The 24,470-nt window shown below is 68.6% G+C and carries 26 protein-coding genes and 1 tRNA gene; 16 read left to right on the forward strand and 11 right to left on the reverse strand.

The window, feature by feature from the left end; all coding sequences use genetic code 11:
* The first annotated feature begins 84 nt into the window (after positions 1 to 84).
* Genes ACRYA2_RS06500 through ACRYA2_RS06510 form a run of 3 tightly spaced genes read left to right on the forward strand, consistent with a single transcriptional unit; the run spans position 85 to position 3,588 of the window.
* On the forward strand, positions 85 to 414 hold the full coding sequence (locus tag ACRYA2_RS06500; RefSeq protein ID WP_113276845.1) for a transcription factor S: 330 nt from the start codon (positions 85 to 87) through the stop codon (positions 412 to 414).
* A gap of 60 nt (positions 415 to 474) precedes the next feature.
* Positions 475 to 3,168 (forward strand): phosphoenolpyruvate carboxylase, encoded by a 2,694-nt coding sequence (gene ppc / locus ACRYA2_RS06505; RefSeq protein ID WP_433625514.1) that lies wholly within the window; start codon positions 475 to 477, stop codon positions 3,166 to 3,168.
* Positions 3,169 to 3,225: 57 nt separating this feature from the next.
* Positions 3,226 to 3,588, forward strand: coding sequence for a rhodanese-like domain-containing protein (locus ACRYA2_RS06510; RefSeq protein ID WP_433625516.1), 363 nt, complete (start codon positions 3,226 to 3,228; stop codon positions 3,586 to 3,588).
* Positions 3,589 to 3,683: 95 nt separating this feature from the next.
* On the opposite strand, the gene yciH is transcribed toward ACRYA2_RS06510, so the two are convergent.
* Positions 3,684 to 3,977 carry a stress response translation initiation inhibitor YciH gene (yciH, locus tag ACRYA2_RS06515; RefSeq protein ID WP_113276842.1) on the reverse strand — a complete coding sequence of 98 codons (294 nt, stop codon included), beginning with the start codon at positions 3,975 to 3,977 and terminating at the stop codon, positions 3,684 to 3,686.
* A gap of 295 nt (positions 3,978 to 4,272) precedes the next feature.
* Between yciH and ACRYA2_RS06520 the strand changes: the two genes are divergently transcribed.
* The 4 genes from ACRYA2_RS06520 to ACRYA2_RS06535 all read left to right on the forward strand — a co-directional run bounded on the left by ACRYA2_RS06520 (position 4,273) and on the right by ACRYA2_RS06535 (position 8,628).
* A complete protein-coding gene (locus ACRYA2_RS06520; protein WP_433625520.1) occupies positions 4,273 to 5,541 on the forward strand; it encodes an eIF2B alpha/beta/delta subunit family protein in 1,269 nt (422 codons plus the stop codon).
* Positions 5,542 to 5,772: 231 nt separating this feature from the next.
* Positions 5,773 to 6,705, forward strand: coding sequence for a D-2-hydroxyacid dehydrogenase (gene ddh, locus ACRYA2_RS06525; RefSeq protein WP_433625523.1), 933 nt, complete (start codon positions 5,773 to 5,775; stop codon positions 6,703 to 6,705).
* Positions 6,706 to 6,796: 91 nt separating this feature from the next.
* Positions 6,797 to 7,483, forward strand: a complete 687-nt coding sequence (locus ACRYA2_RS06530; protein ID WP_433625526.1) for a PHP domain-containing protein — start codon at positions 6,797 to 6,799, stop codon at positions 7,481 to 7,483.
* An 8-nt stretch (positions 7,484 to 7,491) separates the two neighbouring features.
* On the forward strand, positions 7,492 to 8,628 hold the full coding sequence (locus ACRYA2_RS06535; protein WP_433625528.1) for an asparagine synthase C-terminal domain-containing protein: 1,137 nt from the start codon (positions 7,492 to 7,494) through the stop codon (positions 8,626 to 8,628).
* Positions 8,629 to 8,645: 17 nt separating this feature from the next.
* On the opposite strand, the gene ACRYA2_RS06540 is transcribed toward ACRYA2_RS06535, so the two are convergent.
* The 4 genes from ACRYA2_RS06540 to ACRYA2_RS06555 all read right to left on the reverse strand — a co-directional run bounded on the left by ACRYA2_RS06540 (position 8,646) and on the right by ACRYA2_RS06555 (position 10,876).
* Positions 8,646 to 8,843 carry a hypothetical protein gene (locus tag ACRYA2_RS06540; protein WP_433625531.1) on the reverse strand — a complete coding sequence of 66 codons (198 nt, stop codon included), beginning with the start codon at positions 8,841 to 8,843 and terminating at the stop codon, positions 8,646 to 8,648.
* Between the two features lie 132 nt (positions 8,844 to 8,975).
* Positions 8,976 to 9,128, reverse strand: coding sequence for a hypothetical protein (locus ACRYA2_RS06545; RefSeq protein ID WP_433625533.1), 153 nt, complete (start codon positions 9,126 to 9,128; stop codon positions 8,976 to 8,978).
* A 48-nt stretch (positions 9,129 to 9,176) separates the two neighbouring features.
* Positions 9,177 to 9,653 (reverse strand): NUDIX hydrolase, encoded by a 477-nt coding sequence (locus ACRYA2_RS06550; RefSeq protein ID WP_433625536.1) that lies wholly within the window; start codon positions 9,651 to 9,653, stop codon positions 9,177 to 9,179.
* A 251-nt stretch (positions 9,654 to 9,904) separates the two neighbouring features.
* Complete coding sequence (locus ACRYA2_RS06555) at positions 9,905 to 10,876, reverse strand: transcription initiation factor IIB (protein WP_433625539.1); 972 nt, start codon at positions 10,874 to 10,876, stop codon at positions 9,905 to 9,907.
* Between the two features lie 297 nt (positions 10,877 to 11,173).
* Between ACRYA2_RS06555 and gatC the strand changes: the two genes are divergently transcribed.
* The 3 genes from gatC to ACRYA2_RS06570 all read left to right on the forward strand — a co-directional run bounded on the left by gatC (position 11,174) and on the right by ACRYA2_RS06570 (position 12,915).
* The gene (gene gatC, locus ACRYA2_RS06560; protein WP_433625542.1) at positions 11,174 to 11,452 is read left to right on the forward strand and encodes an Asp-tRNA(Asn)/Glu-tRNA(Gln) amidotransferase subunit GatC; all 279 of its coding nucleotides are present in this window, start codon (positions 11,174 to 11,176) and stop codon (positions 11,450 to 11,452) included.
* On the forward strand, positions 11,449 to 12,717 hold the full coding sequence (gene gatA, locus ACRYA2_RS06565; protein ID WP_433625544.1) for an Asp-tRNA(Asn)/Glu-tRNA(Gln) amidotransferase subunit GatA: 1,269 nt from the start codon (positions 11,449 to 11,451) through the stop codon (positions 12,715 to 12,717). The genes gatC and gatA overlap by 4 nt, the downstream gene beginning before the upstream one ends.
* Before the next feature lie 63 nt (positions 12,718 to 12,780).
* Entirely contained in the window at positions 12,781 to 12,915 is a 135-nt protein-coding gene (locus ACRYA2_RS06570; RefSeq protein WP_433626026.1) for a transporter, read from the forward strand.
* Between the two features lie 42 nt (positions 12,916 to 12,957).
* Here the strand turns inward: ACRYA2_RS06570 and ACRYA2_RS06575 are convergent, their stop codons facing one another.
* From ACRYA2_RS06575 to ACRYA2_RS06585, 3 genes are all read right to left on the reverse strand, one after another.
* Positions 12,958 to 13,137, reverse strand: a complete 180-nt coding sequence (locus ACRYA2_RS06575) for a hypothetical protein (RefSeq protein WP_433626034.1) — start codon at positions 13,135 to 13,137, stop codon at positions 12,958 to 12,960.
* A gap of 265 nt (positions 13,138 to 13,402) precedes the next feature.
* Positions 13,403 to 14,473: a hypothetical protein gene (locus ACRYA2_RS06580; protein WP_433625547.1), complete on the reverse strand. Its 1,071-nt coding sequence runs from the start codon at positions 14,471 to 14,473 to the stop codon at positions 13,403 to 13,405.
* 54 nt (positions 14,474 to 14,527) lie between these two features.
* Positions 14,528 to 14,929, reverse strand: coding sequence for a GtrA family protein (locus ACRYA2_RS06585; RefSeq protein ID WP_433625550.1), 402 nt, complete (start codon positions 14,927 to 14,929; stop codon positions 14,528 to 14,530).
* A gap of 149 nt (positions 14,930 to 15,078) precedes the next feature.
* On the opposite strand from ACRYA2_RS06585, the gene ACRYA2_RS06590 reads away from it, so the two are divergent.
* Entirely contained in the window at positions 15,079 to 15,336 is a 258-nt protein-coding gene (locus tag ACRYA2_RS06590) for a hypothetical protein (RefSeq protein ID WP_433625552.1), read from the forward strand.
* 63 nt (positions 15,337 to 15,399) lie between these two features.
* Here the strand turns inward: ACRYA2_RS06590 and ACRYA2_RS06595 are convergent, their stop codons facing one another.
* Together ACRYA2_RS06595 and ACRYA2_RS06600 are read right to left on the reverse strand one after the other, a co-directional pair.
* Complete coding sequence (locus ACRYA2_RS06595; protein WP_433625554.1) at positions 15,400 to 16,143, reverse strand: hypothetical protein; 744 nt, start codon at positions 16,141 to 16,143, stop codon at positions 15,400 to 15,402.
* Positions 16,144 to 16,392: 249 nt separating this feature from the next.
* A tRNA-Val gene (locus ACRYA2_RS06600) sits at positions 16,393 to 16,466 on the reverse strand.
* A gap of 163 nt (positions 16,467 to 16,629) precedes the next feature.
* On the opposite strand from ACRYA2_RS06600, the gene trpD reads away from it, so the two are divergent.
* Genes trpD through trpG form a run of 4 tightly spaced genes read left to right on the forward strand, consistent with a single transcriptional unit; the run spans position 16,630 to position 20,553 of the window.
* Positions 16,630 to 17,634, forward strand: a complete 1,005-nt coding sequence (gene trpD, locus ACRYA2_RS06605) for an anthranilate phosphoribosyltransferase (protein ID WP_433625557.1) — start codon at positions 16,630 to 16,632, stop codon at positions 17,632 to 17,634.
* The gene (locus tag ACRYA2_RS06610) at positions 17,631 to 18,266 is read left to right on the forward strand and encodes a phosphoribosylanthranilate isomerase (protein WP_433625560.1); all 636 of its coding nucleotides are present in this window, start codon (positions 17,631 to 17,633) and stop codon (positions 18,264 to 18,266) included. Before trpD ends, ACRYA2_RS06610 begins: the two co-directional genes overlap by 4 nt.
* Complete coding sequence (gene trpE, locus ACRYA2_RS06615) at positions 18,263 to 19,957, forward strand: anthranilate synthase component I (protein WP_433625562.1); 1,695 nt, start codon at positions 18,263 to 18,265, stop codon at positions 19,955 to 19,957. Before ACRYA2_RS06610 ends, trpE begins: the two co-directional genes overlap by 4 nt.
* The gene (gene trpG / locus ACRYA2_RS06620) at positions 19,954 to 20,553 is read left to right on the forward strand and encodes an anthranilate synthase component II (protein WP_433625565.1); all 600 of its coding nucleotides are present in this window, start codon (positions 19,954 to 19,956) and stop codon (positions 20,551 to 20,553) included. The genes trpE and trpG overlap by 4 nt, the downstream gene beginning before the upstream one ends.
* 87 nt (positions 20,554 to 20,640) lie before the next feature.
* Here the strand turns inward: trpG and ACRYA2_RS06625 are convergent, their stop codons facing one another.
* Entirely contained in the window at positions 20,641 to 20,850 is a 210-nt protein-coding gene (locus ACRYA2_RS06625; RefSeq protein ID WP_433625567.1) for a DUF8029 family protein, read from the reverse strand.
* 382 nt (positions 20,851 to 21,232) lie between these two features.
* Here ACRYA2_RS06625 and ACRYA2_RS06630 point away from each other — a divergent pair, with 382 nt between their 5' ends.
* The gene (locus tag ACRYA2_RS06630; protein WP_433625569.1) at positions 21,233 to 24,367 is read left to right on the forward strand and encodes an adenosylcobalamin-dependent ribonucleoside-diphosphate reductase; all 3,135 of its coding nucleotides are present in this window, start codon (positions 21,233 to 21,235) and stop codon (positions 24,365 to 24,367) included.
* Positions 24,368 to 24,470 lie beyond the last annotated feature (103 nt).

The following is a 24,470-nucleotide window of genomic DNA, read 5'->3' on the forward strand; positions in this document are numbered from 1 at the left end:
GGAACCTCGCCCGACCCGTGGTCTGACGGCGCTACCGCAGGTCCAGTACGTGGCGCTTTTGAACGCCGAACGAGTAGGGCGAGTATGCAATTCTGCGACGACTGCGGCTCCATGATGAAGTCCATGGGGTCACAGATGGTCTGCGCGAACGACGACTGCCAGGCGACGGTCGTAAAAGACGAGGAGAAGGCGGCCGAGTTCGTCTCGACCGAGGAGCAGAGCGGCGACGAGGTCATCGAGACCGAGGAGGGCGCGAACTTCGAGGGGAAGCCAACCGCCACCGACGTCACCTGCGAGGAGTGCGGTCACGGCGAGGCGTGGTACACCATCAAGCAGACCGGGGCCGCCGACGAACCGCCGACGCGCTTCTTCAAGTGCAAGGAGTGTGGCTACCGCTGGCGGGAGTACAACTGAACCGTTCGCAGTTTTTGCGGTGGCAGGGACGTTTTACTTGTGGGTGCGTAATGTTGTGCTATGGATTTGCACGCCAGAGACGTTCGTCGGGACGTACGCGAACTCGCCGGGCTGCTCGGCGAGGCGCTGGAACGCCACGCGTCCGAGGAGGCGTTCGAGACCGTCGAAGCCCTTCGCACCGACGCCATCGACTACCGACGCGGTGACGCCGACTCCCGCGACCCGCTCCGCGACTGCGTCGAGCGACTCCCGCCGGACCAGGCCGTCCACGTGGCGCGGGCGTTCGCCCTCTACTTCGAACTCATCAATCTCGCCGAGGAGCGCCAGCGCGTCAGGGCCATCCGCGAGGGCCGCGAAGGTGGCACGCTCTCGAACGACGTGGCGGCCGCCGCGGAACGGTTCGCCGCCGAGGACGTCGACTCGGAGACGGTCCAGACGGTACTCGACGACGTGTTCGTCGAACCGACGTTCACCGCCCACCCGACCGAAGCCCGCCGGAAGACGGTGAAGTCGAAGCTCCGCTCTATCGCCGAACTGCTGGAGGAACTCGACGAGCACCGGCTCACCGACCGCGAGCAGGAGCGCCTCGAACGCAGCCTCGACGCCGAGATAGTCGGCCTGTGGACCACCCGGCAGGTGCGCGAGCGCCGCCCGGAGGTGGCCGACGAGGCGCGCAACGTCCAGTGGTACCTGGAGAACGTCCTGTTCGACGTCATCGGCGAGGTGTACGACGAACTGGAGCGGGCGTTCGCGGACTTCGACGCGGACGTCTCCCGCCTCGTCGAGTTCCGGTCGTGGGCGGGCAGCGACCGCGACGGCAACCCCCACGTCACGCCCGATGTGACCGCGGAGACGCTGGAGAACCAGCGCGGCATCGCCTGCCAGCGGTACACCGAGGCGCTGGAGCGGCTCATCGGCGTGCTCAGCCAGGACGGCGAGCGCGTCCCGACGACGGCGGCGTTCGAGGAGAGCCTGGACGCCGACCGCGAGCGACTGCCCCGGGTCGCGGAGGAGGCGAAGGAGCGGTACCCCGACGAGCCGTACCGCCAGAAGCTGGCGGTGATGGTCCACCGCGTCGACCGCGTGGGTAGCGTCCGGCCGGGCGGGTACGACGACGCCGACGAACTGCTCGACGACCTCGAGACGGTCGCCGACAGCCTGCGGGCGAGCGGGATGGAGGACGTCGCCGACACCGAGGTCGACCCCCTCCGTCGGCAGGTCGAGACGTTCGGCTTCGCGCTCGCGAGCCTCGACCTCCGGGACCACCGCGAGAACCACACGAAGGCGGTCACCGAGGCCCTGGAACGCGAGGGCATCGACTACGCGGGGATGGACGAGAACGAGCGCCAGGAACTGCTCACCGAGGCGATGCTGGACGACGAACGGCTCCTGTCGTTCGACGGCAGCCTCTCCGAGACGGCTGAGCGCGTGCTGACGCTGTTCGAGCGACTCGGCGAGTGGCAGCGCGAGTACGGCGCGGACGCCATCGACACCTACTGCATCAGCATGACCGAGCAGCCGAGCCACGTGCTCGAAGTGCTCTTCCTGGCCGACCAGGCCGGCGTCGTCGACCTCCCGGGCCACTCCGGGCTAGACGTCGCGCCCCTGCTGGAGACCGAGTCGGCGCTGTCGAACGCCCGGACGATTCTCGGGACGCTGTTCGAGAACGAGGCGTACGCCGCCTCGCTGGAGGCCCGCGGCGGCACCCAGGAGGTGATGCTGGGGTACTCGGACTCGAACAAGGAGAACGGATTCCTCGCCGCGAACTGGGAGCTCAACCGCGCTCAGACCGACTTGGCGGCCATCTGTGCCGACTACGACGTCGACATGCGGCTGTTCCACGGGCGCGGCGGCTCGATATCCCGCGGCGGCGGCCCGATGAACGAGGCGCTGCTGGCGCTGCCGCCCGAGACCGTGTCCGGCGAGGTGAAGTTCACCGAGCAGGGCGAGTCCATCGCCGAGAAGTACGCCAATCCGGCCGTCGCCGAACGGGAACTCGAACAGATGCTGAACGCCCAGATTCGGGCGCGCCACGCCACCGTCGCCGACGAGCGCGACGCCCCCGACGAGGCGTGGGTCGACGCCATGGACACCGCGGCGTCGGCCGCCCGGGAGGCGTACCGCGACCTGCTCGACGCGGAGGGGTTCGTCCGCTACTTCGAGGAGACGACGCCCATCACCGTCATCGAGGAGCTGAACCTCGGCTCCCGACCGGCGTCCCGGTCGGGCGAGCGCACCGTCGAGGACCTCCGGGCCATCCCGTGGGTGTTCTCGTGGACCCAGACGCGCTGCATCCTGCCCGGCTGGTACGGGCTGGCGTCGGGAATCGACGCCTACCTGGAGAGCGCAGCGAACGAGGACGAGGCGCTCGCGACCCTCCAGGAGATGTACGAGGAGTGGCCGTTCTTCCGGACGACGCTCGACAACGCCGCGCTGGCGCTCGCCCGGACCGACCTGGAGATCGCCGAGGAGTACGCCGCGCTCGCCGGGAGAGAGCGACGCGAGCGGTTCTTCCCCGACATCCGGTCGGAGTACGAGCGCGCGGTGGAGCTCGTCACCGCCATCGCGGGGCGCGACGATCTGCTCTCGCGAACGTGGCTCCGCGAGAGCCTCGACCGGCGCAACCCCTACGTCGACCCCCTGAACCTGCTTCAGGCGCACCTGCTCGGCCAGACCCACCGGAACGAGACCGAGAAGCGTGCGCTCCGGCTGACGGTGACCGGCATCGCCGCCGGGATGAAGAACACGGGATAACGCCGCCGGTGGGGGCTACCGGGGCGCTTATTCGGGCGGCGACCCAACGTGGCGTCGATGGACGCCGAAATCTCCCCAGCGGAGGTGTACGAACTCCTCGACGACGAGGACGTCCGAATCGTCGACATCCGACCCGAAGCGCAGTTCGAACGCGGCCACGTCCCCGGCAGCGAGTGCATCCCGTTCCACGCGCTCGCCGACCGCATCGACGAACTCGACGGCGCGGACCGCATCGTCACGGTCTGTCCGGAGGGCAAGTCGAGCGTCCAGGCCGCGCGGCTGATCGCTTCCTACGAAGGGGTCCCCGACGACGCCCGCGTCGAGAGCATGGAAGGCGGACTCAGAGCGTGGGAACGCGAGCTGGAGTCCAGCGACGCGCCCGACGAGGACGGAGAGACCGCCTCCGACGCGCCGTTCTAATCGGTCGTCGGGAGCGAAAAGACAGAACGTCTACGGGTCCGGAGGGGCCGCGTGATACTCCTCGACCCGCGAGAGCGGCAGAGTCGGCGACGCTATCAGGCGACGTTGAATCCTTTATCGCGGAGGAAATCCTCGACGCGCCCGGTGTGGTTGCCCTGGAGTTCTATCTGGCCTTCTTCGACGGTCCCGCCGCAGGCGAACTTCGATTTCAGGTCAGAGGACAGACTGTCCAGGTCGACGTCTTTGGGGTCGAATCCTTCGATGATCGTTACTTCCTTTCCGTAACGGCGCTCGTCGATGCGGATGTTGATCTGCTGGGACTCTTTCGCAACGTCCTCGCAGACGCAGAGCTCCTGGGGCAGCCCGCACGTCGAGCAGACTTCCGACATTACGTTTGGGCGTACGAAATCAACCTATTAAACATTGTCGGGAAGATTGCCATATCATGTAGTATTTAGACACGGAACGACGGTCCCGGAGTTCGTCCCGCCACGGCGACGCACGACCGGCTGACTGCGCGCGACCGGGACGCTACCGCGGAATCCGTCGCCTCTCGCCACTCCCTCACCGGCGACGGAAGGGTCGGTCAGCAGTTCGTTACGAACCGCTTACATCTTCACAGCAGACGCAGTCCGGAGAGGGGCCACCCGCACGTTCAAGGCCGAGAAGGGGGACAGGTCCGGTATGGAAGAGACGGACGTGGTCACCTGCTTCCTGCGGAACCGGGGCGACGTGCTCCTGCTCCGCCGGAGCGACGAGGTCGGGTCCTACTCGGGCCGGTGGGGGGCGGTCGCCGGACACGCCGAGGGCGACCCCGACGCTGCGGCGCGCGCGGAGATAGACGAGGAGTCGGGCCTGCTCGACGCCTGCACGTTCGTCCGGTCGGGCGACGCCTTCGACGTCGAGGACGAGGACCTCGACACGCGCTGGGTCGTCCACCCCTACCTCTTCGACTGCGACAGACGCGCGGTCCGGACCGACCAGGAGACGACGACGGCCGAGTGGGTTCCCCCGACCGAAATCCTCCGGCGCGACGCCGTCCCGCGGCTCTGGACCTCCTACGCCCGCGTCGCGCCCTCTATCGAGTCCGTCGCGGCGGACGACGAACACGGCTCCGCCTACGTCTCGGTGCGCGCGCTCGAAGTCCTGCGCGACCGGGCGGGAGCCGTCGCGGCGGGCGAGCGCGACGGCGACTGGTCCGACCTCGCCGCCCTCGCCGAGGCGCTGTGCGACGCCCGGCCGAGCATGGCCGCGCTGGGCAACCGGGTCGACCAGGCGATGGCGACCGCGAGCGACGACCGCACCCCCGCGGCGGTCGAGCGGGCGGCCGCCGTCGGGGTCGAACGCGCGTTCTCGGCCGACGACGAGGCGGCCGCCGTCGCCCGCGAGCGAATCGAGGGCGACGCCGCGCTGACGCTCTCGCGCTCGGGCACCGTCCTCGCCGCGCTCGACGCGGCCGAGCGGGTGTTCGTCGCGGAGTCGCGGCCGGCCCGCGAGGGCGTCGGCGTCGCCGAGGAACTCGCCGGGGGCGGTGACGCCCCGGTGACGCTCCACACCGACGCCGCCGTCGCGCACGTGCTGGCGACCCGGGACGTGGACGCGGTAGTCGTCGGGGCGGACACCGTCCTCCCGGGCGGCGACGTGGTGAACAAGACCGGGACCCGCGCGACCGCGCTGGCGGCCGACCGCGAGGACGTCCCCGTCTACGCGGTGGCGGCCAGCGACAAGGTGGCGACCGACGACGACCCCGCGCTGGAGACGGGCGACCCCACCGCGGTGTACGACGGCAGCGCCGACGTCGAGGTGCTGAACCCGACGTTCGACGTGACCCCCGCCGACTGCGTCGCAGGCTACGTCACCGAGCGGGGCGTCCTCGACGCCGGCGGCGTCCGGGACGTGGCGGACGAACACCGGGAGCTGTCGGCGTGGCGCGAAACCGGCGGAGAGCAGTGAGACGCACAAGAGTCAAATCGCTTGGGGGACTACCTCCGTCCGGGCGGCGGTGACGAAAGTTACCCCCTCCGAGCCCCTTGTGACGAGGCACTTCTCCCGAGCCGCCCTTCCGACGACCCCGACCAGCGGAGCGGGCAGTTCTCCTCGACTACCGGGTCGGCGTCGGACGTTTCGCGTGCCTCGATTTCCTCCGTGCGAAGATTCAACCCGCCGCCGACGCTACTCGCAGCCATGCAGGTGTCCGAACTCGGCGTCCACGAGTCCGTGGTAGCCATCTTCCCGCCGGAGCGACTCCGCGACGCGCTCGCGGACCGCGACCCCGACGTTCGCGTCGTCGGCGACGACCCGGACGACCTCCGGACGTGCGACGCAATCGTCACGTTCGAGCACCGCGACGCCTTCCTCGACGCCGTGGACTGGGTCCACTCGATCCAGGCGGGGTACGACCGTTTCCCGCTAGAGGAGTTCGAGGAGCGGGGCGTCGTCCTGACGAACAGCACCGGCATCCACGACACCAGCGTCGGTGAGACGGTGCTCGGGATGATGCTCTCGCTGGCGCGCCGCCTCCACGCGTTCGCCCGGAACCAGACCGAACGCGTCTGGGACCGTCCGGCGTGGGACGAACCCTTCACGCTCGACGGCGAACGGCTGTGCGTCGTCGGTCTCGGGACGCTCGGCCGCGGTATCGCCGAGCGGGCGGACGCCGTCGGGATGACCGTCGATGGGGTGCGGCGCTCGCCGGACCCCGTGCCGCACGTTCGGGAGGTTCACGCCGCCGCCGACCTCCACGAGGCGGTCGCGGACGCGCGGTTCGTCGCACTGGCGACGCCGCTCACCGAGGAGACGCGGGGGCTGATGGACGGGGCGGCGTTCGAGGCCATGCACGAGGACGCTTACTTCATCAACGTCGCGCGCGGCGAGTGCGCCGACCAGGACGCGCTGGTCGCGGCGCTGCGCGAGGGAACCATCGCGGGCGCGGCGCTGGACGTGTTCGAGACGGAGCCGCTACCGGACGACTCCCCGCTCTGGGAGATGGACGACGTCGTCGTCACGCCCCACGCGGCGGCCGCCGAGCGCGACTACTACCGCCACATCGCCGACCTCGTCGGCCGGAACGTCCGGCAGGTCGCCGCCGGCGAGTCGTTCGTCAACCGGGTGGCATGACCGAGGGACAGCTACCGGGTCGGTGACCGGTCGGTCGGCCGTCGATTTCCAGACCGGGGCGCTTTTGCCACCGCCATGCGAACCCACTCGCGTGCTCACGGTCGAGCTCCACTGCCACTCGGAACTCTCCCACGACGGTCGCGACCCGGTCGAGCTCCTGCTACAGCAGGCCGAGGCGGTCGGTCTCGACGCGCTCGCGGTCACCGACCACGACCAGATCGAGGCGAGCCGTCGTGCCGCGAAGCTGGCACCCGACTACGGGCTCGTCGGCATCCCGGGCATCGAGATAACGACCCGGGCCGGCCACGTGCTCGGACTCGGCGTCGACGAGCGGGTCCCGGCCGGTCTCCCGTTCGGGGAGACGCTCGACCGCATCCGCGCCCAGGGCGGCGTCGCGGTCGTTCCCCACCCGTTCCAGAAGTCCAGGAGCGGCGTCGCCGCCAACATTTCCCGGCGAGAACTCGCCGAGGCGGACGCCATCGAAGTGTACAACTCCCGGCTGCTGACCGGGCGCGGGAACCGCCGCGCCCACGCGTTCGCCGACGCCCACGGACTGCCGATGACGGCCGGCAGCGACGCCCACATCAGCGAGATGGTCGGCCAGGCCGTGACGAAGATAGACGCCGACGGCCGCAACGCCGGTGCCATCCTCGACGCCATCGAGGCCGGCCGCACGGAGATCGACGGCAAGCGAACGCCGTGGCGCATCAGCTTCCGACAGGCGGCCGGCGGCGCGAAGCGCCGCGTCCTCAGCCGCGTCACCGGCTTCCTGGGGTGAGACGCCGGATGGCAGGGGAGAGCGGGCTATCCGGGGCCGAGGTCGAACTCGTCCGCCGGGCCGTCGACGCCGGCGACCCCCTGCCGGGAACGCGGGGGTTCGCAGGACGGCTCCTGGACGGTCGCCTCGTCCGGGACGTGCTCGGGCGCGTCCCGCTCTTCTCGGAGGCCGATGACGCGACGGCGTGGAGCCACGACCCGACCGACCTCGACGCTCCGGACCCCGTCCCGGCGGGACACGCCCGGGTTCCGGCGAGCGACGCGAACGACGGAGCGGCCCGCGACGAGCGACTCTGGAACCTGCCGGACCCGCCCCCAGTTGACGACCGGCGCGAGGCCGTCGACGCGGTTCGAACGGCCGTCGACGCGTCGCTTTCCGACGCGCCCGCCGACGGGACCGCGGTGGCGTTCTCGGGCGGCGTCGACTCCGCATTGGTCGCCGCGGCGCTCGACCGGCCCTGCTACGTCGCGGGATTCCCGGAGAGCCACGACGTGACCGCGGCCCGCGAGGCGGCGGCGATGCTGGACTGCGACCTGACCGTGGTCGAACTCGACCACGACGCGGTCGAGCGCGCTGTCCCCGCCGTGGCGCGCGCGACCGGGCGGACGAACGCGATGGACGTGGAGATAGCGCTGCCGCTCTTCCTGGTCGCAGAGCGAGTCGCGGCCGACGGCCACGACCGCCTCGCGGTCGGACAGGGCGCGGACGAACTCTTCGGCGGGTACGACAAGGTGGCGCGCGCCGACCACCGCGTCGCGGCCGACACCGTGCGCGGCGCGGCCCGCGAGACGGTCCGGAGTCTCGCCGAGCAACTGCCCCGCGACGCGCTGGCGGTCCGGGCCGGCGGCGTCGAACCGGTCGCCCCCCTGCTGGACGACCGAGTGGTCGCGGCGGCGCTCCGGTTGCCGGGCGAGTTGCTGGTGAGCGAGTGCGGCGAGCGCAAGTGGGCGCTCAGGCTCGCCGCCAGGGAGTTCGTCCCCGACCGCGTCGCGTTCAGGGAGAAGAAAGCGGTGCAGTACGGGAGCCTCGTCGCCCGGGAACTCGACCGTCTCGCCCGGCAGGCCGGGTTCAAGCGCCGTCGGGACGACCACGTCACGAGCTACGTGGAATCGCGCGTCCGAGCCGAACGGGCGTCGCGCGACTGAGGTGCGTCACCCGCGAGTCAGTGCGTGTTCTCGGTCGCGGCCACGTCGTCGAGTTCTCGCTCGAGCCACGAGTCGCGATAGCCGATGCTGAAGCCGTCGCACTCGGGACAGGCCTGTCGGTCCAGCGCGTACGTGGCCCCGCAGGTCTTGCACTCGAACGGCTCCGGTTCGGCGTCCCGGACGAACGGCACCGTGAACCGACTGACAAATTCCATTTCTTATTGGTCAGAGAACGTTATACTGTTTTATTATACGTCGCATAACCCCCTCTAGTCGGCGCTTACTGGCCATCTTCGTCCTGTAGTTCCTCTCACCTGTATTACTTCTGTGACGTCCGGCGACGACGGTCAGGTGCCGGCACGGAGGACGCGCTGGCCGCCGCATTCGGAGCAAAGCTTGCACTTTTCGGCGTACGCCCGACCGCAGTCGGGGCAGACGTACGTGGGTTCGTCTTCCTGGTCGTCCGAGAGTCGGTGACGGAGGCGGGCGATGAGGCTCACGGCAGACGCCACCCACCGTGACGACGTTATTATACACCGCTTAATCCCCTACCAGCGTCGGGACGCGACGCGTTCGATGGCCTCGTGGCCGAGCGCGACGACCTCGTCGGTCAGTCCGTCGTGCGCTCGCAGGTCGTCGCGGTCGAACCACTCCCAGCGCTCGCTCGCGGCTTCGCCGTCGTCGGGAGTCAGCGCGCGGTCCTCGGCCACGCCGTAGTAGACGAAGTCGACGTGCTGGTGGGCCACCTCGCCGTCGAGACGGTCGATGTCGTACAGCATGACGTGCTCGGCGGGCGGGAGTTCGCGGCCGAAGTCGGGAGTCACGTCCGTCGCGGGTGCGAGCAGGTCCACGGCGAGGCCGGTCTCCTCGCGGACTTCGCGGCGGGCTGCCTCGCGCGGCAGTTCGTCGCGGTCGAGGTGTCCGCCGGGCGGGAGCCACATGTCGAGGCGGTCGTGGTTGTGGAGGAGCGTCGCGCCGTCGTGGACGACGAACGTCGTCGCGGTGAAGTGACGTGTCGTCTCCATGCGCGAGACCAGCGAGCGAGGGAATTTCGCCCTTGCGGTTCACGGTCCCGGCGAACAACAGTCGCGGCAACCGGAGGGTCGTACCCGTCGACGTACCGCCGAGGGCGACCGACCGACCAGCAGCCGACAACTGGGCGACCGGCAGTCGGGGGCGGCGGGAAACGGCCGAAAATCGCCGCGAGCGCGTCGTCGACGCGCCGCTCGAGAGACGGGCACCGACCGGTTCCGCGTACGGGCAGAGAACAGGAGTTTCAGGGCGCGACGGTGCCTTCTTCGGCTTCCAGCAGTTCGTGGTAGCGGTTGCGGATGGTGACCTCGCTGATGCTGGCGACGTCGCTGACCTCGCTCTGGGTCACCTTCTCGTTGGTGAGCAGGGCGGCGGCGTAGACGGCGGCGGCCGCCAGGCCGACCGGCGACTTGCCGCTGTGGAGGCCCTTCTCGGTCGCCGTGTCCAGCAGCGAGCGTGCGCGGCGCTCGGTCTCCTCCGAGAGGTTGAGTTCGGAGACGAATCGCGGGACGTAGCTCTTCGGGTCGGCGGGTTCGATCTCCAGGCCGAGTTCACGGACGACGTAGCGGTACGTGCGGGCGATTTCGTCCTTCTCGACGCGGGAGACGGCCGCGACTTCGTCGAGGCTGCGGGGCGTGCCGGTCTGCCGTGCCGCGGCGTACAGCGACGAGGTGGCTACGCCCTCGATGGAGCGGCCCGGCAGGAGGTCCTCGTCGAGCGCGCGGCGGTAGATGACCGACGCCGTCTCCCGGACGTTCTCGGGGAGACCGAGTGCGGAGGCCATGCGGTCGATTTCGCCGAGCGCCTGCTTGAGGTTGCGCTCTTTGGAGTCGCGGGTGCGGAAGCGCTCGTTCCACTTGCGCAGACGCTGCATCTTCTCGCGCTGGCGCGACCCCAGCGAGTTGCCGTAGGCGTCCTTGTCGCGCCAGTCGATGTTCGTCGACAGCCCCTTGTCGTGCATCGTGTTCGTCGTCGGGGCGCCGACGCGGGACTTCTCGTTCTTCTCCTTGGAGTCGAACGCGCGCCACTCGGGGCCGCGGTCGACGTTGTCCTCCTCGACGACGAGGCCGCACTCGGCACAGACCGTCTCGCCACGTTCCTCGTCGGTTACCAGTTGCCCGTCGCACTCGGGGCACTGCTGGCTCTCGTCGACCGTTTCGTCGGTTCGTTCACTGCGTGTTTCTTCGCGGTTCGTTCGGGTTCGTGTGTCAGTCATGGGCGTAGTATCGGGAACACCGCAAAAACGTGGAGAGCCCAGAGAATCCGATAGACATATCTCGTATGGTTTCCTGCTACTTAAATCCAGTGGATTGTGGAGCGGTTTTTCTCGACTGGAATCGGCCGTATTAATGGACTGCGTCGGGACAGAACCCGGATATCGAGTTTTTCTCCGACGGAACAATTCTGTCGGCGTTTATCTGTTACGTGGTGAACGGACGAGCGGCGGGCGTGGCGAGAATCCGGAGACGGGTGTATCGAAACCCTTACCGCGCGTCCGGGGCTTCCTCAACACATGAGCGACACGGCCCCAGGCCCCGACGAGGTCCGCTACGTCGCCCGGCTGGCGCGCGTCGGCGTCTCCGACGAGGAAGCCGAGGAGTTCGCCGAGCAGTTCGCGGACATCCTGGGTTACTTCGAGACGCTGGACGAGGTGCCGGAGGTGGAGCGCGACGTCGAGCTCGTGAACGTGATGCGCGACGACGAGGTGCACGACGGTCTCTCCCAGGAGGAGGCGCTGGCGAACGCGCCGGAGACCGAGGACGGTTACTTCAAGGGACCGAACGTCTCATGAGCCACAACGCGTTCATCACCGAGGAGACCATCGAGGGCGACGACGACGGCCCGCTCTCCGGCAAGACGGTCGCGGTGAAAGACAACATCAGCACCGAGGGCGTCCGGACCACCTGTGGCTCCGAGATGCTCGACGACTACGTCCCGCCGTACGACGCGACGGTCGTCGCCCGACTCGCGGACGCCGGGGCGACCGTCGCCGGCAAGGCGAACATGGACGAGTTCGGCATGGGCACGACAACCGAGACCTCCGCGTTCGGTCCGACCGAGAACCCGGTCTCGGAGGGACGGGTTCCCGGCGGCTCCTCCGGCGGGAGCGCCGCCGCGGTCGCGGCCGGCGAGACGGACCTTGCACTCGGCACCGACACCGGGGGCTCCATCCGCTGTCCCGCCGCATTCTGCGGCGTCGTCGGCATCAAGCCCACCTACGGTCTCGTCTCGCGATACGGCCTGATCGCGTACGCCAACAGCCTCGAACAGATCGGCCCCATCGCACCAACGGTCGCGGAGGCCGCCGAACTGCTGGACGTCATCGCCGGTCCGGACGACCACGACGCGACCACGCGCGAGGAGGGAGCCGACTCGAACTACGCCGCTGCCGCGGACGGCGACGTCGAGGGGCTGACGATCGGCGTCCCGACCGAACTCGTCGAGGGCGCCGACGAGGGCGTCGTCGAGCAGTTCGAGGCCGCGCTGGACGACCTCGAATCGCAGGGTGCGACGGTCGAGAAGGTCTCGCTGCCGTCGGTCGAACACGCCGTCGAGGCGTACTACGTCATCGCCATGTCCGAGGCGTCCTCGAACCTCGCACGCTACGACGGCGTGCGCTACGGCCACTCCGGCGGCTTCGAGGGTAACTGGAACGAGACGTTCGCGAAGGCGCGCGAAGAGGCGTTCGGCGACGAGGTGAAGCGCCGCGTCCTGCTCGGCACCTACGCGCTCTCGGCGGGCTACCACGACAAGTACTACAAGAAGGCCCAGGACGCCCGGGCGTGGGTGAAACAGGACTTCGACGCGGCGTTCGAGGACGTGGACGTGCTGGCGAGTCCGACGATGCCGACACCGCCGTTCCCCATGGGCGAGAGCCTGGACGACCCGCTGAAGATGTACCTCGCGGACGCCAACACCGTCCCGGTCAACCTAGCGAACCTCCCCGCCATCTCCGTGCCGGCCGGCGAGACGGACGGTCTCCCCGTTGGCGCGCAGTTCATCGGTCCGAAGTTCGACGAGGAGACGGTCGTCCGGGTCGGTAGCGCGCTGGAGTAGCTTTCACGCCGTCTCGAGCCGACAGCCACAATTCATATTCGGTTTCTCGCCGTACTTCGTAGTATCGTGAACACGTCGACGATAGTCATCCTCGCCGGAATCGTACTGTTGTTCGTCCCGATACCGCCGATAGCGACGATTCTCGGGATCATCGTCATCGCCCTCGGGGTGGCGCTCCGGTTCCTCGGCGGTAACTGAACGACTCGACGAGCGGTCCGAGTACGGCCCGCGCCGACGCCGTCACTCCAGCTCGTCGAGGTCGAAACTGTACTCGTTCTCGCGAGTGGGCGGACTCGACCAGTTGGACAGGTCCGGGAAGAAGAACCACACGAGTACGACGATGCCGACGAACGCCGGTAACACCGCGAAGAATGGGATAGTGGCGTCGAGCGAGCGAGCAACGGCTGACATGTCGGACACTGAGTGAGCGAGTCCCACGGTACTCTATCTCAACCTACACGACTTATCCTTGATATCTGTTTTGGAATATTTCAGACACGAGTCCGCGCCGGAACGTTCCGGAGCGACCGACCACCGCCGGAGGGACAAGTTGGAAGCGCGACCGCCGCTGACCGAACATATAATCTCTCTCTCATATGTTACGTTATCTGTGCGATTACATATAGTTCGGGAGTTCGACGACAGGACCCGTCCCCGACGGGTCCACGCCGACTCGCTACCGACGCTACGGCTCCGTGGACGCCTGCACGTCGGCGTACACCTCGTACCAGAGCGAGGCCGACTCCGACACCGCACGGCTGCCCTCGACGACCTTCCCGACCGTCCCGGGCTGACCGGCGACGCGGCTGAACGCCGCGAACGACTGGGTCGCGGCCTCCTGGGTCCTCGCCCAGTCGACGCTCGCCGCGACCACGCCGAGGTGCTCGACGGTCTCCCGGTTCTCGGCCAGCACCGCTCCCGTCCGACGAACGCCGTCTTCGAGCGCGTCGCCGACCGGTCCGAGGCGGTTGCCGACGCCCGACGCGACACCGACGACCGGTTCGAGGCGGTCGTCTGCCAGCAGTTCCCCGATCGACTCGTCGTCCCCGGAGTACTCCCGGAGTAGCGCCGCGAGGAGGCTCACGCCGCCGCCCAGCGCCGCGCCGGCGATCTTCCCTTCGGTTCCCAGCTTTCCACCGACCCTGTACTCCGTCTTCGCGTGCCGGACGCCGTCGAGGTAGCGGCCGGCGTCGACCCCCTCCGTGACCGACTCGACCCGCTCGCCGACCGGACCGGACGGGTCGTCCGGGTCGAACGCGCCCCGGGTGCTGCTGTAGGCGCCGTACGCCGTCCCGACGCCGGCCCCGACGGCGGCACCGTACGGACCGGCCGTTATCCCGTATCGCGCGCCTTCGAGGGCGTTTCTGGCCGCGTATCGGCGGTCGACGTCCTCGACGATGGCCTGAATCTCCTCGGCCACCGCGGCCGCCGACGCCGACTCCCCGGTCGGGGCCGCGACGTCCGGCGGATCTATCGCGACATCCGACGGAGTGATTCCGACGTCCGGCGGCCCGACCGCGACGTCCGGGAGGTCGAAGCGCTCGAACGCCGTCTCGACCGTCTCCCGCGTCGCGTTCGTCGCGTCGGCGACCCCGTCGCGGGCGACCGATCCCGCGCTCGTCGTCTCACGGACGACCTCGCTCCCCGTCGAGGCCGCCCGCCGTGACGCCTCCGTGGCCCGCTCTTTCACCGCTTCCCGCACGTCCCCGACGGACGCCGACTCGGCCGCGTCGCCGACGCGCTCTCTGAATCCCATACGGATTCGTGACGGCCAGCACGGGTAGGTCTTGACCTTGCGATGTCACCCTTGTCACAGCCCCGGGTCGAACACCCAGAATTCGCTTCCGACGAAGTTCAGCGCGCCGCTGAGCGTGACCGCGACCGCGAGCGCGAGGAAGCGGTCGACGAACAGCCCGAGCAGCGACAGCGCGACGACGTACACCGCGAACCCGACAACGTACACCGAGAGATGCCGGAGGTAGCCGCGGAGATAGCCGTACTCGACGTCGCTGAAGGTGAACCGGCGGTTCAGGTTGTAACTGGAGAAGTTCGCGACGGCCCAGGAGATCACGCCGGCCAGGACGTACTGGAGAGCGGGCGTCGTCACCGCGAAGACGAGGAGGTTGACGACGAACCCGGAGACGCCCACGGTCGCGAACCTGGCGAGACGCGCCAACCGGTCGCGAGTCGCGAGTGCTCCGCTCGTGTCCATCCGTCGTCCCTCCGACGAGAGCGCGGCGCACGGCCGTCGGTGGTTCGCATCGTAGCGAGGGGAGACGGGTAGAAGTGACGGCCTTCGCCGTCGTCGACGAGTCCCGCTCGGCGATAGCTTGAAACGTCGCCTCCACATAGGGGACGGCCGTGACCCTCCTCGCCGCCATCGCCGTCTTCGTCGTCGGGTTCCTCTCCGGCACGGTGGTCCGCTGGTTCGCCGGGCTCGCCGCCGTCGTCGCGCTCGTCCTCGTCGTCCTCCAGATTACCCCCGACCCGATACTGCCGCTCGTCGACCACGTCGTCCGGCGGTACTACGTCGGCAACGAACTGCTGTTCGTCTCGGGGTTCCTGTTCGGCGTCGACGCGAAGAAGACGAAGGAAGTCGTCGTCGAGCGTCGCAGCTAGAGTCGTCAGTTCTCCGAACCGGCGAACGGCGAGTCGCGCCGTTCGCGGCACGGCGAACGCCCGTCAGACTGCCCCTTCTCTACCGGTCCCAACGTCCGCAAGCCGAACTCGTGAATCATCGGACCGCCCCAGGGCGACACCGAACCAGAGGGTCCACAGGCTCATCACGATCGTGGACGCTATCCAGACCGGACCGCCCAGGGCGATTCCGAGCAGTAACCCCAGGACGACGAACCCCACGAAGGCCACGACCCCTGCAGCGGCACCGATCCACGAGGCCCACACGGGAATCACAGAACGGGTACTCCGAGCCTCGTTGCCGGCGATTATGGCGACGGCCAGTGCCAGGAATCCGAACCCGACGGCTTTGCCTTCGGCGAAGAGCTGCCACGCTTCGAACGTCGCTGTGTCACCGGCTACGGCGGCCTCGGTGATCACGGTGGCCTCTGCGACAGCAGTCGTCGTGACCCACAGCGCGCCCACGACCAGCACGGCCCACGCGGTCATCGTCCATCCGTTCTGGGTGAGACGCGACCCCGCCGTAAGCACGATTAGACCCGCTATCGCGAAGAGGGTGAGCGCCATCGCTGCCGTCCAGTGGGCCGCTACCCACCGGGTGGGTCCGTCGGCGATGGTCGCCATGAACTCGCCTGGATCGGGGGAAAGCGGTGGGTGGAGGACGAGGCTCACCACGAAAACGAGGGACCCGACCGCGAGCCAGACTCCCGCTACTTTCGTGCCCGTGTGCCACGCCTTTCGGCCGACGGTTTCCTCGACTTGTTCCGAATGGTGTTCCGATTCACTCATGGGTACTCCCTGGAAGGGAGTACGACGCTCCAAGATATAAGCTAGCACGTACCAATGGCCGTTAGTTGAGGATACCGGTCCGGTTCGGTTCGTTCGACCACGTTCCTACCGGTCGGAGACGCTCACTCGTCCACGGGCGTTCCTCGTCGGCAACTGGAACCTCACACGTTTCTCGTTCGAACGTCCAAAAGCATCTTCCGCGATACCGCGACTCGCTTCGCTCGTCGAGAGCGTCGCGGAGAGAAGTAGTGGGTTTGGGCAGATTTGAACTGCCGGCCTCCTCCATGTCAAGGAGGTGTCATAACCAACTAGACCACAAACCCAGTCGGCTTCTCGAACGCATCTCATCGTTTGCGACAGGGATAATTGAAGGTTTCGGAATCCGGCGCAGTCGGCGAGTTCCCTCCGGGCCGGCCGGCCCGGCAGATTTAAGGAGATGTACGAACTTGTCCATTACAACTCGAAACAGTACATCGGTGTTCCAAAATGCAGGCACATATCGAACGCGTCGCGGACGGACAGGATCTCACGCTCGACGAGGCGCGCGAGGCGGCGACGGCGGTCTTCGAGGGCGCGACCGACGCGCAGATCGGCGCGCTGCTGGCCGCGCTCCGCTCGAAGGGCGAGACGGAGTCCGAGATCGCCGGCTTCGCCCAGGGGATGCGCGACGCCGCCCGGACCATCGACCCCGACCGGTCGCCGCTGGTCGACACCTGCGGCACGGGCGGCGACGACTACGACACGATCAACGTCTCCACGACCGCCGCCATCGTCGCCAGCGGTGCCGGCGTCCCCGTGGCGAAGCACGGCAACTACTCCGTCTCCTCCTCCTCGGGCAGCGCGGACGTGCTCGAAGAGGTCGGCGTCACCATCGACGCCGAACCGCCCGCCGTCGAGTCGGCCATCGAGGAGCGCGGCATCGGATTCATGCTGGCGACCGTCTTCCACCCCGCCATGAAGGCCGTCATCGGCCCGCGCCAGGAACTCGGCATCCGAACGCTGTTCAACGTCCTCGGCCCGCTGACGAACCCCGCGGGGGCCGACGCGCAGGTCGTCGGCGTCTACGACCCCGACCTCGTCCCGGTGCTCGCGCGCTCGCTGGCGAAGATGGACGTCGAGCGAGCGCTGGTCGTCCACGGTTCCGGCATGGACGAGATAGCCGTCCACGGCGAGACGACCGTCGCCGAGGTCGACGGTACCGATGTCGAGGAGTACGCGCTCTCCCCGTCCGAGGTCGGCGTCGAGCGCCACGACGTCGCCGCGGTCGCGGGCGGCACGCCCCAGGCGAACGCTCGCGACCTGCGCGGTATCGTCGAGGGCGACGTTCGCGGCGCGAAGCGCGACATCGTCGTGGCGAACGCCGGCGCGGCCGTCTACGTCGCTGGCGAGGCGACCTCACTGGAGGACGGGGTCGAGCGCGCCGCGAAAGCCATCGACGACGGTGACGCCGGCAGGCAACTGGCGTCGATGACGCGGACGGTGTCGGCATGACGCGGGTGAAGATCTGCGGACTCACCGACGAGGACGACCTCCGGCACGTCGTCGCGGCGGGCGCGGACGCGGTCGGTCTCCTGGTCGACGTGCCCGTGGACTCCCCCCGCGAGATATCCCCGGAGCGGGCCGCCGAACTCGCCGCCGCCGTCCCGCCGTTCGTCACGACCGTGCTGGTCACGATGCCCGAGGACCCCCAGCGCACCGTCGACGTCGTCGAGGCGGTCGAACCAGACGCGGTGCAGGTCCACGGCACCGGCGTCGGCGACCTGGCGTATCTCGCGTCGATGGTCGACGCGCGCCTCGTCCAGGCCGTCGACGCCGCGGCCGACGACCCGTCGCGGTACGACGCGGTGGCGGACGCCATCCTGCTCGACGCAGCGGCCGCCGGCGGGACTGGCGAGACGCACGACTGGGAGCGCGCCCGGGACGCGGTTGCGGACCTCGACTCGCCGGTCGTGCTCGCGGGCGGCCTGACGCCCGCGAACGTCGCCGAGGCGGTCGACACCGTCGACCCCTTCGCGGTCGACGTGGCGTCCGGCGTCGAAGCGACCGGCGGTCGGAAGGACGCGGACGCGGTCGAGTCGTTCGTCGAGAACGCGCGGAAGGAGAGCAGGACCGTCACGCCATGATGGACCGCGAGACGTTCGTCGAGCGGGCGACGCGAGACGAATCGCGGTCCGACGCCGGCGACGCGCCGGTCGTCGTCCACCTCTCGACCGCCCTCGACGTCGACGTGGACCCCCTCGCGGCCTACGCCGCGCTCGGCGACGGCGACTACGACTTCCTCTTAGAGAGCGCCGAGAAGGTCGCCTCCAGCGACCCGAACGGCGCGTTCGCCGCCGAGGCCGAGGACCGCCACGCCCGCCACTCGTTCGTCGGCTACGACCCGGCGGCGGTGGTGACGGTCGAACGGGACGGGACGCGTGTCGACGCGCTCGGCGACGACCGGTACGAGGAGCTCCTCGGGTCGTCGCCGAGCGCCGGCGCGGCCGAAGCGAAGGGGGACACCCTCGACAGGCTCCGGGGCGCGCTGCCGGACCTCGAACGACGGGGATTCTCGGGCGACGAACGCTTCGCCGGCGGGCTGGTCGGCTTCCTCGCGTACGACGCGGTCTACGACCTCTGGCTGGACGAGCGCGGGGTCGACCACCCCGACTCGCGGTTCCCGGACGCCCAGTTCGTCCTGAGCACGTCGACGCTCGTCTTCGACCACGTCGCCGACGCGCTCTCGCTGTCCGTGACGCCGGTCGTCTGGCCGGACGACGACGCCGGGACGGTGTACGACGACCTGGTCGCGGAGGTCGACCGCGTGCGCGAGGCGCTCGCCGACGCCGCACCGCCCGAGACGGGCGGATTCGTCCCCGACGGGGAGACCGCCGGCCCGCGCGATGCGTACGAGGACGCGGTCCGGGCGGCCAAAGAGCACGTCGCAGCGGGCGACATCTACCAGGGCGTCGTCTCGCGCGAGCGTCGGCTCCGCGGCGAGGTCGACCCCCTGGGGCTGTACGACGCCCTGCGCGAGGTGAACCCCTCGCCGTACATGTACTGTCTCGGGTACGACGACCTGCACGTCGTCGGCGCAAGTCCGGAGACGCTCGTCTCCGTCAGGGACGGCGAGGTGGTGGCAAACCCCATCGCCGGCACCTGCGAGCGCGGCGCGAGTCCGATGGAGGACCGCAAGCTCGCAGGCGAACTGCTGGCCGACGAGAAGGAGCGCGCCGAGCACGCGATGCTGGTCGACCTGGCGCGCAACGACGTCCGCCGCGTCAGCGAGGCGGGCAGCGTCCGCGTCGAGGAGTTCATGAACGTCCTGAAGTACAGCCACGTCCAGCACATCGAGAGCACGGTCGTCGGCGACCTCGCCGCGAAGGCGACCGCCGCCGGACGGTCGGCAACGACGCCGGCGCGTCCGCCGGACGCCTTCGACGCGACCCGGGCCGCGTTCCCCGCCGGGACGCTCTCCGGCGCGCCGAAGATCCGGGCGATGGAGATAATCGACGACCTCGAACGCACGCCCCGAGGTCTCTACGGCGGCGGCGTCGGCTACTACTCGTGGACCGGCGACGCCGACGTGGCCATCGTCATCCGGACCGCGACGGTCGAGCGCGGCGGGGAGGACGCCGCGGGCGACGCGGACCTCGTCACGGTCCGGGCCGGCGCGGGCGTCGTCGCGGACAGCGACCCCGCCGCGGAGTTCGACGAGACCGAACAGAAGATGGACGGCGTGCTCGCGGCGCTGGAACGCATCGAGGTGGACGAGGCGACCGACGACCGGACGGCGGACGACGCGGCCGCGGAGCCGCCGGGGGTGTCGCGATGACCCGGGTGACGTTCGTCGACAACTTCGATTCGTTCACCTACAACCTCGTCGAGTACGTCAGCGAACGCGCCGAGACGACCGTCCTCCGGAACACTGCCTCGCTGGAGGAGGTGCGCGCGACCGACCCGGACGCCGTGGTCGTCAGCCCGGGACCGGGCCACCCCGAGAACGACCGCGACGTGGGCGTCACCCTCGACGTGTTCCGGGACCTCGCGCGCGAGGTGCCGACGTTCGGCGTCTGTCTCGGGCTCGAAGCGGCCGTGTACGCCTACGGCGGCACGGTCGGACGTGCCCCGGAACCGGTCCACGGCAAGGCGTTCCCGATAGACCACGACGGTCAGGGGGTCTTCGACGGCATCGAGCAGGGCTTTCGCGCCGGCCGGTACCACTCGCTGGTGGCGACCGAGGTTCCCGACTGCTTCGACGTGACCGCGACGACGACGCACGGCGTCGACGAGGAGCTCGTGATGGGCGTGCGCCACCGCGAGCATCCCATCGAGTGCGTGCAGTTCCACCCGGAGAGCGTGCTGACGGCGCACGGTCGCGACGTCGTGGCGAACTTCGTCCACCGGGTCCGGACGACGGCGCCGGCCTGACGTCGCGACTCCTCGTCGCGTTCGTCGCGCCACGCGACGCGACCGAACCGGTCTCCGGAACCACCGTTCTCTCCGACCGTCGACGGGCTAGACGGACAGGACCCCGAAGCCGTACAGCGCGGCGGCGACGACCAGCGCGACGAGCACGAGTCGCCAGGCCATCTTGAGGAGAACGCGGCCGACGAGGAGGACCACCAGAACGACGCCGAGTCCGACGAGCGCCATCTCGGGGGTCACTCCGAGTAGCGGAACCAGCGTCGACGGCGGTGCGAGCGTTGCCCGAACCGATGTGAGCATATCCGGGACGTCCGTAGCGGCGAGGGTTAAACGTACCGGAGGTGAGGATAGGCCCCAGAAGGATAATCGCAAGAGGGCGGCCTTTCAACAGACGATTACGAGAAGTAACGGGTAGTTATTAGACACTTTCACCCCGGTCTGAACACTCTTATAACCTTCCGGGCCTTACCAGAGAGTGATAGACCGTGGCCAATCCAGGGCCGGTCAAGCGTTCACTCCGAACGACCAGCGGCGCCCTTCTGCAAATGGACTTGCAGTAAGGAAAGCAAGCTTAATTTAGGAGGGAGAAGATGCATTCTCCGTTACGAATGGAACGGTACTACCCAACCACCGACAGCCGAATCGCGATACAGAGCACCGAACCGGGGGCGGTGACGGACGCATGAGCGGCGCGCACGACGCGGACGCCGGCGAGGTCACGCTACCGGTCAAGCGCACCGAGGGCGAGACGCTCGAAGACCGCCTGACCGGCAACGCCTACCACAACATCCTCCAGGCGCGGTACCTCCGCAAGAACGCCGACGGCGACCTCATCGAGGAGCAGGAGGACCTGTTCCCGCGCGTCGCCCACAACATCGCGCTGGCGGAGGCCGTCTACGAGGCCGATCGGCGCGGGGTCGAGATAACCGTCACGCCCGACCAGCTCAAGCCCGACCACCCGCGACGCGACGAGCTGGCAGCCGAGGTGTTCGGAAAGGGGACGACGGCCGACGACGACGTCGAGACCGAACTGTCCATCTACAACGTCAACAAGTTCGCCTACGAGACGGTCGTCCCGGAGCTCCCCGACGAGATCCGCGACCACGTCGAGTCCGTCGACGAGGAGTTCACCGACCTGATGGAGAACCTCTCGTTCATCCCGAACTCGCCCACGCTGATGAATGCGGGCGACGAACTCCAGCAGCTCTCCGCCTGCTTCGTCGACTCCCCCGAGGACGACATCGACGACATCCACCAGACGGCGAAGGAGGCCGCCCAGGTGTTCCAGTCCGGCGGCGGCATGGGCTACGCGTTCTGGAAGCTCCGGCCGTACGGCGACGCGGTGGGGAGCACGGGCGGCATCGCGTCCGGCCCCATCACGTTCATGCGCACGTACGACCAGATGTGCGAGACCATCGCGCAGGGCGGTGCCCGGCGCGGCGCACAGATGGGCGTCATGCGCGTCTCCCACCCGGACGTCATCCAGTTCATCCACGCCAAGAACAAGGACGTCAGCCTGGCCGAGACGCTGCGGCTGAACGACCCCGACGACTACACGCACAACTCCTTCAAGGACGCCCTGGAAGAGGCCCGCGACCTCATCGACGAGGACGGCCGCGTGCCCAAGCACCTCCGGAACGCCGCCGAGGGACATCTCTCGAACTTCAACATCTCCGTCGGCGTCACGGACGACTTCATGGAGGCGCTGGACGCGGGCGAGGAGTTCACGTTCACGAACCCGCGCACCGGCGAGGCCCACGTCGCGACCGAGCACACGAAGGAGCTGTACGAGATGTTCGGCCTCGGCGAGTACGTCGAGGTCGGCGAGGAACTGTCGATTCCCGCGGAGGTCCTCTGGGACCGCATCGTCGACGGCGCACACGAGAACGGCGAACCCGGCGTCATCTACCTCGAACGGGTCAACAAGGAACACTCGTTCGACGTGGAGAAACACCCCGACCACCGGATTCTGGCGACCAACCCCTGCGGGGAGCAGCCGCTCGAAGAGTACGAGGCCTGCAACCTCGGCCACATCAACCTCTCGACGCTCGCCGACCAGGACGGCCCGGACTGGCGCGTCTGGTACGACGAGCACGGCGACGACTACGGGTCGCTCGACGAGGCCGTCGACGCGTTCCTCCGCGAGGCCATCGACTACGAGGAGTTCGACCACCGCATCGAGTGGGGCACCCGCTTCCTCGAGAACGTCGTCACGATGTCGGACTTCCCGGTCGACAAGATAGAGCAGAAAGTCCGGGAGATGCGCAAGATCGGGCTCGGCATCATGGGGCTGGCCCAGCTGTACATCCAGCTCGGCGTCCGCTACGGCAGCGAGGAGGGCAACGAGATGGCCCGCCAGCTGATGACCCACATCAACCACGAGTCGAAGTGGGCCTCCCACGAACTCGCGGAGGACCGCGGCTCGTTCGACGAGTGGGACAAGAGCAAGTACGCGAACCCGACCGAGTACCGCGAGTGGTTCGAACACCAGACCGGCCTGGACGCGGACAACTGGGAGGACGGTTTCCCCATCCGGAACCACAACACGACGACCATCGCGCCCACCGGCACGACCTCGATGGTCGGCAACACCACGGGTGGCTGTGAGCCCATCTACAACGTCGCCTACTACAAGAACGTCTCCGACGACGTGCAGGGCGACGAGATGCTCGTGGAGTTCGACGACTACTTCCTGCGGACGCTGGAGGCGAACGACATCGACGTCGAGGCCGTCAAGCGAGAGGCCCAGGAGCAGATGGCCGAGAACGAGTTCGACGGCGTCGAGGGACTTGAAACCGTGCCAAACGCCATCGGCGAGCTGTTCGTCGTCACGAGCGACCTCTCCGGCAAGGACCACGCCGCCGTCCAGTGCGCCTGCCAGGAGGGCGTCGACAGCGCCATCAGCAAGACCTGCAACTTCCCCAACTCCGCGACGAAGGAGGACATGGACGAGGTGTACCGCTACATCTACGAGAACGGCGGGAAGGGCGTCACCGTCTACCGCGACGGCACGCGGAGCAAGCAGGTGCTGACGACGCGCGCCGACAACAAGGAGTTCGCCGACGAGGAGGAGGCCGCCGAGACCATCGTCGCCCAGATAGAGGAGGTGTTCGGCGGCATCGACGGCTTCCTCGACAACGAGGACGTCCGTGCGGCCATCGGCGACGACCTCGACGTCGGCTTCGAACCGTCCGACGCCGACGTCGAACTGGGCAAGAAGCGACCGCGCCCGGACGTGCTCCACGGCGTCACCCAGCGCATCGACACCGGCTACGGTAAACTGTACGTCAACATCAATGAGGACGAGCAGGGCCAGCCGTTCGAACTGTTCGCCAACATCGGCAACTCCGGCGGCTTCACGGCCTCGTTCACGGAAGCGCTGGCGAAGACCATCAGCACGGCGCTCCGGTCGGGCGTCGACCCCGACGAGATCGCCGACGAACTGCGGGGCATCCGCAGTCCGAAGGTCGCCTGGGACAAGGGCGAGCAGATAAACTCCATCCCGGACGCCATCGGCACGGCGATGCGGCGCTACCTCGACGGCGAGGTGGAGAAGGCCTACCCCCAGCAGCAGACGCTCGAAGAGACGGCCGACGAAGCCGACGTGACCGGCCCGAACGTCGACGTCGCCCGCGAGACCGACGGCAGCGGCGCGGCCGCGGCCTCCGGCGTGAGCACGAAAGAGAACGACGCCGACCAGCAGAGCATCATCGACGCCGGGGAGAGCCCCGAGTGTCCCGAGTGTGGCTCGCTGTCGCTGTACTTCTCGGAGGGCTGCAAGACCTGCGAGTCCTGCGGCTGGAGCGAGTGCTCGTAGGGAACTGACCGCACTCTTCGGTTTCGCACGCCGGCACAGGTTCGACGGGGGTACTGCAGTGCGAGCAATCGACGCATGAAAAGGCGTGCGGCGAGTACGGACC

The organism is Halomicrococcus pelagicus (genome assembly GCF_050954125.1).